At 72.8% G+C, this 12390-nt stretch carries 8 protein-coding genes; 6 read left to right on the top strand and 2 right to left on the bottom strand.

Annotation, left to right across the window (positions count from 1 at the left end; genetic code table 11):
• Positions 1-17 precede the first annotated feature (17 nt).
• The 6 genes from hydA to ACH47Z_RS20695 all read left to right on the top strand — a co-directional run bounded on the left by hydA (position 18) and on the right by ACH47Z_RS20695 (position 9928).
• Complete coding sequence (gene hydA, locus ACH47Z_RS20670; RefSeq protein WP_399075599.1) at positions 18-1421, top strand: dihydropyrimidinase; 1404 nt, start codon at positions 18-20, stop codon at positions 1419-1421.
• Positions 1422-1432: 11 nt separating this feature from the next.
• Entirely contained in the window at positions 1433-2452 is a 1020-nt protein-coding gene (locus tag ACH47Z_RS20675) for a TIGR03842 family LLM class F420-dependent oxidoreductase (protein WP_399075601.1), read from the top strand.
• Between the two features lie 163 nt (positions 2453-2615).
• On the top strand, positions 2616-4160 hold the full coding sequence (locus ACH47Z_RS20680) for an NCS1 family nucleobase:cation symporter-1 (protein ID WP_399075603.1): 1545 nt from the start codon (positions 2616-2618) through the stop codon (positions 4158-4160).
• 775 nt (positions 4161-4935) lie between these two features.
• Positions 4936-8610, top strand: coding sequence for a CHAT domain-containing protein (locus ACH47Z_RS20685; protein WP_399075605.1), 3675 nt, complete (start codon positions 4936-4938; stop codon positions 8608-8610).
• Positions 8607-9278, top strand: a complete 672-nt coding sequence (locus ACH47Z_RS20690) for a hypothetical protein (protein WP_399075607.1) — start codon at positions 8607-8609, stop codon at positions 9276-9278. The genes ACH47Z_RS20685 and ACH47Z_RS20690 overlap by 4 nt, the downstream gene beginning before the upstream one ends.
• Positions 9278-9928 (top strand): RES family NAD+ phosphorylase, encoded by a 651-nt coding sequence (locus tag ACH47Z_RS20695; protein ID WP_399075609.1) that lies wholly within the window; start codon positions 9278-9280, stop codon positions 9926-9928. The genes ACH47Z_RS20690 and ACH47Z_RS20695 overlap by 1 nt, the downstream gene beginning before the upstream one ends.
• Positions 9929-10005: 77 nt before the next feature.
• Here the strand turns inward: ACH47Z_RS20695 and ACH47Z_RS20700 are convergent, their stop codons facing one another.
• Both ACH47Z_RS20700 and ACH47Z_RS20705 read right to left on the bottom strand, forming a co-directional pair.
• A complete protein-coding gene (locus ACH47Z_RS20700; protein ID WP_399075611.1) occupies positions 10006-11616 on the bottom strand; it encodes a hypothetical protein in 1611 nt (536 codons plus the stop codon).
• Positions 11591-12355: a hypothetical protein gene (locus ACH47Z_RS20705; RefSeq protein ID WP_399075613.1), complete on the bottom strand. Its 765-nt coding sequence runs from the start codon at positions 12353-12355 to the stop codon at positions 11591-11593. Before ACH47Z_RS20705 ends, ACH47Z_RS20700 begins: the two co-directional genes overlap by 26 nt.
• Positions 12356-12390: the final 35 nt, after the last annotated feature.

Consider the following 12390-nt stretch of genomic DNA (forward strand, 5'->3'; position numbering starts at 1 on the left):
TTGACCGAGGGAGCAGCATGACCGGCCGTACAGTCATCCGCGGTGGTCTCGTCATCACCGCGTCGGACGAGATCCACGCCGACGTCCTGATCGAGGACGGCCGCGTCGCCGCCCTCGCCGCCTCCGGTACGCCCGCCGCCGGGGCGTTCACCGCCGACCGGACCATCGACGCCACCGGGAAGTACGTCATCCCGGGCGGCGTCGACGCGCACACCCACATGGAGCTGCCCTTCGGCGGCACCTTCGCCTCCGACACCTTCGAGACCGGCACCCGGGCCGCCGCCTGGGGCGGTACGACGACGATCGTGGACTTCGCGGTGCAGGGCGTCGGCCACACCCTGCGCGAGGGCCTGGACACCTGGCACGCCAAGGCCGAGGGCAACTGCGCGATCGACTACGCCTTCCACATGATCGTCTCCGACGTCAACGACGAGACGCTGAAGGAGATGGACCTGCTGGTGGAGGAGGGCGTGACCTCCTTCAAGCAGTTCATGGCCTATCCGGGCGTCTTCTACTCCGACGACGGCCAGATCCTGCGCGCCATGCAGCGCTCCGCCGAGAACGGCGGGCTGATCATGATGCACGCCGAGAACGGCATCGCCATCGACGTGCTGGTGGAGCAGGCGCTGGCCCGCGGCGAGACCGACCCCCGTTACCACGGCGAGGTCCGCAGGGCCCTGCTCGAGGCCGAGGCCACCCACCGCGCCATCCGCCTCGCCCAGGTCGCCGGCGCCCCCCTGTACGTCGTACACGTCTCGGCGACGGAGGCGGTGGCCGAGCTGGCGCGGGCCCGCGACGAGGGCCTGAACGTCTTCGGCGAGACCTGCCCGCAGTATCTGTTCCTGTCCACCGACAACCTCGCCGAGCCGGACTTCGAGGGCGCGAAGTACGTGTGCAGCACCCCGCTGCGGCCGAAGGAGCACCAGGCCCAGCTGTGGCGGGGCCTGCGGACCAACGACCTCCAGGTGGTCTCCACCGACCACTGCCCGTTCTGCTTCACCGGCCAGAAGGACCTCGGCCGCGGCGACTTCTCCAAGATCCCCAACGGGCTGCCGGGCGTCGAGAACCGTATGGACCTGCTGCACCAGGCCGTCGTGGACGGGCACATCTCCCGGCGCCGCTGGATCGAGATCGCCTGCGCCACCCCGGCCCGCATGTTCGGCCTGTACCCGAAGAAGGGCACCATCGCCCCGGGCGCCGACGCCGACATCGTGATCTACGACCCGCACGCCGAGCAGGTCATGTCGGCCGAGACCCACCACATGAACGTCGACTACTCGGCCTACGAGGGCAAGCGGACCACCGGCCGGGTCGAGACCGTGCTCTCGCGCGGCGTGCCCGTCATCACCGAGCGGGAGTACACCGGACACGCCGGTCACGGCGTCTACACCCCGCGCTCCACCTGTCAGTACCTCAACTAGGAGTGGCGCCCATGGACTTCGGACTGGTCCTCCAGACCGACCCCCCTGCCTCCCGTGTCGTCAGCCTGATGAAACGAGCCGAGCGCAACGGCTTCCGTTACGGCTGGACCTTCGACTCCGCCGTGCTGTGGCAGGAACCGTTCGTGATCTACAGTCAGATCCTCGCCAACACACAGAAGTTGACGGTCGGCCCGATGGTCACCAACCCGGGCACCCGCACCTGGGAGGTCACCGCCTCCACCTTCGCCACCCTCAACGACATGTTCGGCAACCGCACCGTGTGCGGCATCGGCCGCGGCGACTCCGCGATGCGCGTCGCGGGCCGCAAACCCAACACCCTCGCCCGGATCAGCGAGGCGATGAAGGTCATCCGCGCCCTCGGCAGCGGCGAGGAGGCCGACCTCGGCGGCACGAAGATCCGCTTCCCGTGGATCAGGGAAGGCGCCCGACTCCCCGTGTGGATGGCCGCGTACGGCCCGAAGGCGCTGAAGATGACCGGCGAGGAGGCCGACGGCTTCATCCTCCAGCTCTCCGACCTCTACCTCACCGAGTACATGGTCAAGGCGGTGAAGGACGCGGCAGCCGCCGCCGGACGCGACCCGTCCGAGGTGACGATCTGCGTCGCCGCCCCTGCCTATGTCACCGAGGACGACTCGCCCGAGGCGCTCGCCCACGCCCGTGAGCAGTGCCGCTGGTTCGGCGGCATGGTCGGCAACCACGTCGCCGACCTCGTCGCCAAGTACGGCGAGCACTCCGCCCAGGTCCCCGACGCACTCACCGAGTACATCAAGGCCCGCGAAGGGTACGACTACTCGCACCACGGACGCGCCGACAACCCCGACACCGCGTTCGTGCCCGACGAGATCGTGGACCGCTTCTGCGTGATCGGCCCCGCCGAGAAGCACATCGAGAAGCTGAAGGCACTGCGCGCGCTGGGCGTCGACCAGTTCGCGGTCTACGACATGCACGACGCCCAGGAAGCCACCATCGACGCCTACGGCACGAAGGTGATCCCGGCCGTCAACGCCTGACCCCGTCCCTGCCGTCCGAGTCCCCCCACGCCCCCTCCTGGTCTCCCCTCCCCGCCGTCCCCGGGGAGGGGGCTGGTGCCCGCACGGCCACGCCCCGACGGGCGCGTGGAACTCGCTCCTGGCACGCATCGTCACATGAGTCTTGCGATACGAGGTGGTCCTGATGTCCCCCAGTGGAAGAACCCTGGCCGATCCGGCCGTCGCGCAGCAGGTGTATCCGGACGGCCGGGTCGCGTTGTCCGATCCGGCGGTGCTGGAAGATTCGCGTTTCGCCAACGCGGACCTGGTGCCGGTCCCGATCGCGCACCGGACATGGGGGACTTACAACTATCTCGCCCTCTGGGTGGGAATGGCGCATTGCATTCCGTCGTGGACGCTGGCTTCGGGGCTGGTGGCGCTGGGGATGGACTGGAAGCAGGCAGTGCTGACGATCGCGCTGGCGAACGTGATCGTGCTGGTGCCGATGTTGCTGACCGGTCATGCCGGCACCAAGTACGGGATCCCGTTCCCGGTGTTCGCGCGAGCGTCCTTCGGGGTGCGCGGGGCGAACCTGCCGGCGATGGTGCGGGCGGCGGTGGCGTGCTGCTGGTTCGGCATTCAGACGTGGATCGGTGGGGAAGGCATCTTCCTGCTGGCCGGCAAGCTGTTCGGCCACGGCTGGCTGCACGCCGGCTCGATCGGGGGCACGCCGTGGACCCAGTGGCTGTCGTTCGGGGTGTTCTGGCTCATCGAGGTCGCCATCATCACCCGCGGCATGGAGACGCTGCGCAGGGTGGAGAACTGGGCGGCGCCGCTGGTGATCGTCGGCGCGCTGGTGCTGCTGGGGGTCATGGCCGCCAAGGCGGGCGGCTTCGGCCCGCTGTTGGACCAGCCCTCCAGCCTGGGTTGGGGGAGCGGGTTCTGGAAGGTGTTCTTCCCCTCTCTGATGGGCATGATCGGCTTCTGGTCCACGCTGTCGCTGAACATCCCCGACTTCACACGCTTCGGCGGCAGCCAGCGCGCCCAGCTGTGGGGTCAGGCCCTGGGCCTGCCGACCACGATGACACTGTTCGCGATCCTGTCGGTGCTGGTGACGTCCGGCTCCCAGGCCGTCTACGGGGCGCCGATCTGGGATCCCATCGCACTGAGTGCGAAGATGAGCAACACCGTCGGCGCCCTGTTCGCGCTGCTGATCGTGATGGTGGCGACCTTGTCGGTGAACATCGCCGCCAATGTCGTCTCCCCGGCGTACGACCTGTCGCACCTGCTGCCGCGACTGGTCAGCTTCCGTACCGGCGCGCTGATCACTGGCGTGGTCGGCATCCTGATCATGCCGTGGAAGCTGATCGCCAACCCGCACGTGTACATCTTCACGTGGCTCGGCTTCGTCGGCGGACTGCTCGGCACCGTGGCCGGCATCCTCGTCGCCGATTACTGGATCGTGCGCCGTACCCGCCTGGCACTGGGGGAGTTGTACCAGCGCGACGGCCGCTACTGGTACACCGGCGGCTGGAACCTGCGCGCGGTGGCCGCCTTCGCGATCGGCGGCGTCCTGGCCGTCGGCGGCTCGTACTCGACCGTGGTCAAGGGCGTCAAGCAGGGCCCCTTCCCCGCCGACGGCATCATCCCGTTCCTCAAGCCCCTGGCCGATTACGGCTGGGCCGTCGGCCTGGCCTCCGCTCTGCTGGTGTACACCCTGCTCAGCCTCACCACATGGACACGGCGTTAGCTCCCGTCCCGTCCGCAGTCGCCCCACACACCGTGGGGCGGGCGTGGTTCCCGGCGTCCAGGTGGCGCGCGCCACCGTGGAGCGTGGTATCGGGGGCGGTCGAGCAGCTCGCTCGGAGGCCGAGTGCGCGGGCCGTAACCCGCCATGGTGAGCGTTCCGGTGCCGGACTGCAGACAGGCGGTCAACTGGGCTCCGCCGGCGGGCGCAAGCGCGGCGTGCCGGTGGCCGGCGGAGGAGACGACACCGACCGCGCGCCTCGCTTCCACGCGAATGAAGTGCACCCAGGAGGCGCTCGGCAAGGCCTTCGAGATGGTGGAACAGTCACCATTCGCGGAGCGCCCCTCGCCCAGCTCCTCGCACCTGAATTCCCGGGCGTGCAAGAGCTGAGGAACCAGCAGGAAGGCTCTCGGCCCTCGAATTCTCGTGGTACGGCGACACCGCACCGACGGAACTGCCGGAACCCGCTCTCGTCACCGCGACGGTTCGGTGATCCGCCCATCACGGCGAAACCAGATGCGGGTATAGCGTTCATTACGGCGGTCCTCGCGGTCCTGATCTTCCCGTGGAAGCTGTACTCCCTCCCCTGGCGGACTACGGCTGGACGGTGGGCCTCGGCATCACGCTGGTGCGTCCCCGCCTGCCCTTCGTGCCCCGCGCGGACCGGTCGTAGGCCGGCCACGACCCGGGCGTTGTCCGGCGCGATGCCGGTGAGGTGCGCCGGAACCCGGCTGCCGGAGCGCGGGAACGGGCACCATGGCAGCGGAGGGGAGGACGCATGAGTGAAGCCGGGGCCGCATCCATGGCCGACCGCGCCGCCGTCGCGCTCGCGCGTACGGACGGGTTCTCCGTACCGGTCGATCCGGAGGCGTACGAGGGGATACGGGGGCCGGAGCTCGATGCCCTGACCGATGAACTGACATTCATATTAGGCGAGGTGCGGCGTGAGAAGGGCGATGACGCGACCGGCGCCGCGGTGGCCGCGCGGCTCGGCCGGTGCCACGCCGTACGGTTCGTCCTGGACGGCACGCCCGCCGACCGGGAGCGAGCGCTGGCGCTGTTGCAGGAGGCCCGCACGTCGGCCCTGCTGGGCGAGGGGGACCGGGAGGCGGCGCGCCGGGATCTCGGGGCCCTGGTCGGGTCGCGGCTGGTGCGGCTCAACCGTGAGGTGGGGGCCGTACCCACGGGCGAGTGGACCGTCGACCGGCTCGAGTTCCTGTCTCGGATCGGCTCGCCCCTCGCCGAGGGGGGTTCGGGCATCGTGGAGGACTGCGCGCTGCTCGTCCAGCTGCTGCTGGAACGCGAGCACCCGCAGCTGACACCCCAACTCCGCGACCAGTTGAGGCTGTTCGGCGCGATGACCGAGGCCCGGGGGGCCGGTGACACCGCCGCGATCTTCCGTGAGGGCCGGCACCTGGTCGACACGGCGGACGGACCGCTGGCGCCGACGCTGGCTCCCCTGGTGCCGTTGCTGCTCCACGAGATGGAGCGTGTCCTCACCGTGCGATCGTCGCAGCCGGAGGGGACCGGTGAGGCGGCGGCCGACGACACCGACGCGTCCGGGGCGGTCCGGCAGGACCTGGCCCGGTTCCTCGCCTTCGCCGAGGTGATGTCCCCGGGGACCGTCGCGCCACGGGACCTGTCCGGACTCCTCGCCGAACTGTCGGGAGCACAGACCGCCGGCGTGGGGGAGGACGGCCGCGCACCCCTGCCGTCCAGGATGATCGCCGCCCTGGCCCACGCCGCCCTCGCCACCCGCACCGGCGACATGGAGGGCTTCCGACAGGCGCTCCGGCTGATGCACGAGGCGTCGGCCGACGGGGAACTCGACAGCCGCGAACACGGTGAGTGGCTCGGCGGCGTCCTGCCGGGACTGCTCCTCGGGGCCTCGTACACCGGTGGCAGCCTGCAGGAAGCGGACCTGGCCCGGGCCCTGCTGGAGGCGCAGCAGTGGGACGACGCCCCGTCGAGCGACGTGGCCGCCACCCTGCGCCTGTGCGTCGAGTACGTCCGGCTCCAGGAGCGGTTGACGTCCGCCCTGGACCGGGGTGACGCCGAGGCGGTCGAGGACGTCATCGACGCCGTGTGCGCACGGGAACTGGAGGAGACGTACGCCGGCGCCGAGCGATGGACCGCGGCCATGTCCGGACTGATCCTCGGCGTGGCCTACCTGGGCCTGGCCGTGCTCGCCACGTCGGCGGACGACTGGACCGCGTCCCTGCGCGCCTCCGTGCACCACGTGCGGCGGGCCGTGGAGACAACGGTGGACATGCCCGTGATGCGGGGACTCCTCGACATCATGTGGGCCCCGCTGATCAGCCTGACGGCGATCACCGAGTCGGATCCGGGCCGTATCGCCGAGGGCGTACGGCGTGCCCGGGCGGCGCTGGAGATCCCCGGATTCACCGCCGACTTCCGGCCCAGGGCGCGCGAGGGCATCGCGCATGCCCTGGACATCCTGCACCACCTCACCGGGGACGCCGGGGCCCTGGACGAGGCGATCGAGGAGCTGACGCGGGCGCGGACGGAACTGCCCGAGGGCGGGCCGGGCGAGGCCCGGCTCGTCTGGCACCTGGCCGACTACCGCGCCCAGCGTGCCATCCTCCGCGCGGGCGCGCCCGGCGCCGACGACGAACTGCGGGCCGCCGTCGCCCTCGCCCTTACCTCGCTCCGGCACTCCGCCGACGACGTCCTGCTCCAGCAGGGCGTCGGCCGCGGCCTGCGGATCGCCCGCGCGGCCGCCGACCGGGGCCGCAAGGCGGCCTTCTGGGCGCTGCGCGCGGGCCGTACGGAGGAGGCGCTCGCATGTCTGGAGGCGGGCCGTTCCCTGGTGCTCGGCGCGGCGGCCGTCTCGGCGGGTGTCGCCGACCGGCTGGCGGCCCTCGGCGAGAGCGAACTCGCCGAGCGCTGGCGCGAGGGGGCCGACCCGGCCGGGGAGTGGGGCGACGACCGCTCCCTGCGCGAACTGTCCGCCGAGGCGGGGTCGGGCCCCCTGGCCGATCTGCGGGGGCGCTCCCCGCTGGAGGTGCTGGCAGCGGCCGGCGCGGGCGCCCCCGGGCTGCCCGGTGATCTGCGGCGCCGCTCGCTGGAGGTGCTGCGGGGGCGGGGCGGGGACGACGTACAGCCGGTGCCCGCCTCCGTGGACGACCTGCGCGCCGGCCTGCTGGAGTCGGGCGCGGACGCGCTGCTGTACCTGGTTCCCGGCGTCGAGGCCCCGGACGGGGCCGTGCTGCTCGTCACCCACGAGGGCCCTGTCGAGGCGCTGCCCCTGCCCGCTCTGGCCCCCGAGGGCCGCGGGCCCGTCGCGGAGTACCTGGCGGCGGGGGCGCATCGGCAGACCCTGGAGACCGACGACTACCGCGCCTTCAACCCGCGGGAGAGGGAGCGTACCGAGCGGCGCCGGCTGCGCGCGCTGGACGGTATGTGCGGGTGGGCCGGCGAGGTGCTGGGGCCCGCCTTGGACCACCTCGCGGTGTGGGACCGGGCGCTTGCCGAGGCCGGCGTGACGGGTGCTTCGGGGGGCGCGGCCACCGCCGATGCCGTACGTCTCGTCGTCGTGCCCTGTGGTGACCTGGGCGTCGTACCCTGGCCGGCCGCCGTGCTGCGGCCGCCCGCCGGTCCTGGCGTGCCGGGTGCCGTCCGGGCCTGTGAGGTCGCCGTCGTCACGCATGCCGCCTCCGGGCGGGAGTTCCTGCGGGCCGTGGCCCGGCGGCGCATGGCACCCGCCGAGCGGCCGGCCCTGGTGTTCCACGGGGCGGACGATCTGGAGTGGGCCGAGGAGGAGATCGAGACCCTGGCCGACGTGTACTACCCGGGCGCTGTGGTTCACCACCCCGACGGCGACCCCGCCACCCCGGAGACGGTGCTGGCCCTGCTCGGGGGCCGGGCCGCCGCCCCCGCCTCGCTGGTGCACCTCGCCTGTCACGGACTCGCCGGGCCGGACCCCACCCGGTCGGCCCTTCGGCTCGCCGCGCGGCCCGGCGCCTGCGGGGACCTCACCCTGAGCGCGCTGCTGGAGGCACCCTCGGAGGGCGACGCGTTCCGCTCGGCCGGGCCCCTGGTCGTGTGCGGTGGCTGCGAGACGGACCTCACCACCCGCGACCACGACGAGGCCCTGACCGTCACCTCGGTCCTGGTGCACCGGCTGGCCGCCGACGCCGTCGGCTCCCGCTGGAAGGTCGACGACAGGGCGTCCGAGATCCTCATGCTCGTCCTGCACGACGCGCTCGCCCGGGGCCTGGCCCCGCCCGACGCGCTGCGTGCCGCCCAGCGCTGGATGCTCACCGCGCCGGACGCCCGCCCGCCGGTCCGGGCGCTGAAAGGCATCGCGGCCGGCCGGCGGCTCGCGGAGGACTTCCGGGACCGGCCCGACACCTGGGCGGCCTTCGTCCACCACGGCAACCCGGCACCGGCCACCACTCCTGCCCGGCAGAAGGAAGGAGAGCACGCATGACGTCGGAGGAACTGCTCCGGCTCCTGGAGCAGCACTGGACTACTGTCCTCACCGGGCTGGACGACGACACCCTCATCCAACTGGCCGTAGTGCTACGGGAGTTGCGTGAGGAGACCGCCGCCGGGAACCCGGCCGCCGTCGCCCGCGCCGTACGCCGGCTGAGGCGCACGCTGTCCGCGCTGCCGCCCGGCCACCCCGTGTCCCGGGCACTCGGCGGCCACCGGTACGCGGCCGGCACCCGGGAACTGCCCTCCCTCGCCACGGTCGACGCGGTGCTCGGCGTCCTCGGCACCCCACCGCCCGACCCCGCCGAACTGCTGCGGGCGGCCCGCCGGAAGCTCCTCGCCGCACCCGCGCTCACCGAGGCCGAACACGCCGCGCTGACCGGGACCGGGCATCCCGCTCCGCCCGGCGGTCTGATCCGGCTGCGCGACCCGGAGCGCGGCATCCGCTACCCCCGCTTCCAGTTCCGGCCCGGCACGGCCGAACCGCTGCCCGTCGTCCGCCGGATCAACGTCCTGCTGTGCGCGGACCGTGATCCCTGGGGCGCCGCCGACTGGTGGCTGGGCGGCAACAGATGGCTCGGCGGCGTCCCCGCGGAGCTGCTCGGTGTCCTGCCCGACGAAGCGCTGGAACGGGCCGCCGCCGAGCTGGTGGGAGCGAGCTGATGGGGCAGCAGATCCCGCCCGAGGGCGTTCCCATGGAGCCGGTGTGGCACGCGCTGCCCGCGGGCACGTTGCTGTGGCGGTGCCACGAGGAGCGGTTCGCGGCCGGAGAGTTCAACCCGACCGTCGCGCACGAGTACTTCAAGGGCAACCGCTTCGACCCCACCGAGAAGGACGCCTACCCCTACCTCTACGCGGCCCTCGACCCGGTCACCGCCCTGTCCGAAGTCCTCCTCAGGTCCGTCGAGTTCGGTGCCGCCGGCGTGCGTCTGATCCCGTGGGCCCAGGCCTCCCGGTATGTCCTGTCCGCCGTCCGGACCACGGCGGAGCTGTCCCTGGTGGACCTCACGAGCGCCGAGGGGCTGGCCGCCGTATGGCAGGACCACTGGCTGGTCGACACCGAGGAGTACGCCGGCACCCGGTACTGGGTGCGGGTGATCCGCGAACGCCGGGCCGACGCGCAGGGCCTGTGGTGGACGTCCAAACGCTGCCGGCCGCGCCCGGCGCTCCAGCTGTTCCGGGACCGCTGCCCGGAGGTCCCCCTCGAGCCCGGCCCGGAGCAGTGCCTGCGGCTCGCCTCGGCCGACGACCTGCGCACGGTCAACCGGCTGCTGGCGCCGCTGCGCGCGGTCGTCCCCGCCCCGGAGGAGTGAGCGCCCCGAGGAACACGCCACTGCCCCGGCCCTCCTGACGAGGACCGGGGCAGTGGCGTGTCCGGCGCCGGGCGGCCTCAGCGGTCCCGTACCGAGGCCGGCAGCAGCGGCCAGTTCTGCGACAGGCGCATCGCCGACTCGGTGACGGCGCTGTCCTGCGCGGCCGTCATCACCCCGTCGAGATACTCGTGGGCGGCGGCCTCGTACAGCTTGCGGGCCGTGGCGATCCGCTCGTTCGCGGCCTCCCTGCGGTCCCGCTGCCGGTCCTCGGCCGTCTCCTGCGCGGCCCGGGCCCGCTCGGTGACGGCGAGGTTCTGCTCGCGGCGCCGCAGCAGTCCCGTACGCCGTTCCACCGCCGTGCGGAAGGCGTCGAGGAAGGGGTGTTCCCGGAACAGGCCGAGCAGGAAGCCGACCCCGCCCGAGAGCAGCAGCAGCGCGCAGAACAGCCAGGTCACCGTCTGGGTCGTCAGATGCAGCCGGTCCACCAGGGTGGTGGAGTCGGCGGACGGGCCGCCGAGCCCGCGGAAGCCCGCGGCATCGCCCCCGGCGGGGGCCGCGGGGGCGTGCTGCATCACGAACTTGGCGCGCAGCGTGCCGAGCAGCCAGGTCAGCCCGCCCCACACGCCGAGCAGCGACGCGGCCGGGAACCAGCCGCCGCGCGGCGATCCGGTCGCCGAGCGCCAGCGCAGCAGGAGCCCCGCGAGGTGCGGCACGGCCACCATGACGATCGCGGACGAGACCGCGAGCGTGCCGGAGAGCAGATCGCCGCCCGTGCTGCCGACCCCGTGGAAGGGCTGGTACGCGATCCAGTAGACCGGCATCTCCACGGCCCCGATGACGCCCAGCAGGGCCCAGGTCATCCACCGGGGCAGACCGGGACGGGTCTGCAGCCCCTCCCAGCCCTCGCCGGACGCGGTGGCGGCGGTGTCCTGCCGGGCGGCGCGGATCTCCGCCCGGAGTGCGGCGGCCGAGGTGCCGTTCGGGGCGGTGCCCGCCGTGGCCACCGACTGCCAGTCGTCGCCCGGGTCCGCGCCCTCCTCGGCGTCGGCCGCGGGCTCGCCCCGCAGGGGGCCGCCGCCCGCCGGGTCCGGCTCGCCGGTGCGGGTGCCGGGCGGTGGCTCCGGGTCGGGGAAGCGGGCGCGCAGCCAGCGGTCCTCCACCCGTTCGCGCAGCCGGTCCCGGAAGCGGAGCCAGCGCGAGGAGCGGATCGCGAGGAGGTCGAGCTGCTGCCGGGCGTTCACGATGTCCCGCTCGGCCTCCCGCAGGCGCTCGTCCAGCAGCCGGGTCTCGGTCTCGCCCGCGGTCACGTCGGAGGCCGCCTGGGCGTCCTCGAGCCGTGCCGTCTCCTCCCGCAGCCGCAGGTCCTCCTCGACCCGGTGGATCACGGCGTCCCGCAGGGAGGCCAGCTCCGCGAAGTAGGGCACCCGGTCACCGCTGCCCAGCACCCAGGGGTCCAACGCCCCCTTTCTGGCCGCCTCCTGGCCCTTGCGCCCGGCCTCGGCGATGAGACCGCGTTCGGCCCTGTCGTCGAGGACCAGGGGCCGGCGGCCGGCGGGAGCGCCGGGGGCCGCCTGGGGCCGGGGCCGGGCGGTCCGCTGCCCGGTCCGCCCCGGGACCGGGACGGACCGGGTACGGCGCCGTCGGCGCGGCTCCGGCCCGCCGTCAGCGCTTGTACTGGTTGTCGACATGTGCCTTGGCCCTCCCCTCCAGGGCTTCCGTCCAGAAGGACTCGAAGTTGCCGGCCTCGCTGGGATTCGCCCAGTACTGCATGCCGAGCCCGACGGGGAAGACGTCCATCCCCTTGATGCCGGGCAGGCCCCGGCTCTTCACGAGCGAGTCGATGACCTCGGCCCGCTTGGCCTGGGTGGTGATGTCCACGCGGGACAGGGCGAACTCCCGGTCGGCCTGGTCGAAGTCGCTCACGACGAGCAGCTTGGGCGTCCCGCCCTTGTCCGGTACGGCCTCCCCGATGCGGGCCAGCGCCCCCCACACGTCCGAACCGTTCTCCGTGCGCGCGCACTTGAGCTCGGCGAGCGCCGCGACGGCGGCCTGCTTCAGGGCGTTGGCCCGCTGGACCTTCTGGTCGGTGTTCGCGTCGTGCGGCGGGTCGAGATCCACCTGGTCCTGCCGGCACGAGGAGCTGCGCGACGACCAGGTGATGGGGGCGTAGTCCACGGTTCCGCACTTCTGGTCGGTGAGGAACTCGACGAGGGTGTCCTTGAGCTTGGCCTCCGAGTCGAAGCCCTTCTTGTCCGCGGCGGCCGAGCCCGAACCGTCGACGACCACCCCGCAGGGCGTGGTGAGGGCTTCCTCCTGCTTGGTGCAGGACACGAGGGAGGCGAGCGCGCACACCAGCGGGACGACGACGGCGATCCGGCGGGCGGCGCGGGCGGGGGACCGGTGACCGGTCCGGGCCGAGTGATGCACGATTCTGTTCCCTGGCCTTCCTGGGATGCGGGCGG

Source organism: Streptomyces sp. NPDC020192 (genome assembly GCF_044388685.1).
In the GTDB taxonomy this organism is placed as follows: Bacteria; Actinomycetota; Actinomycetes; order Streptomycetales; family Streptomycetaceae; genus Streptomyces.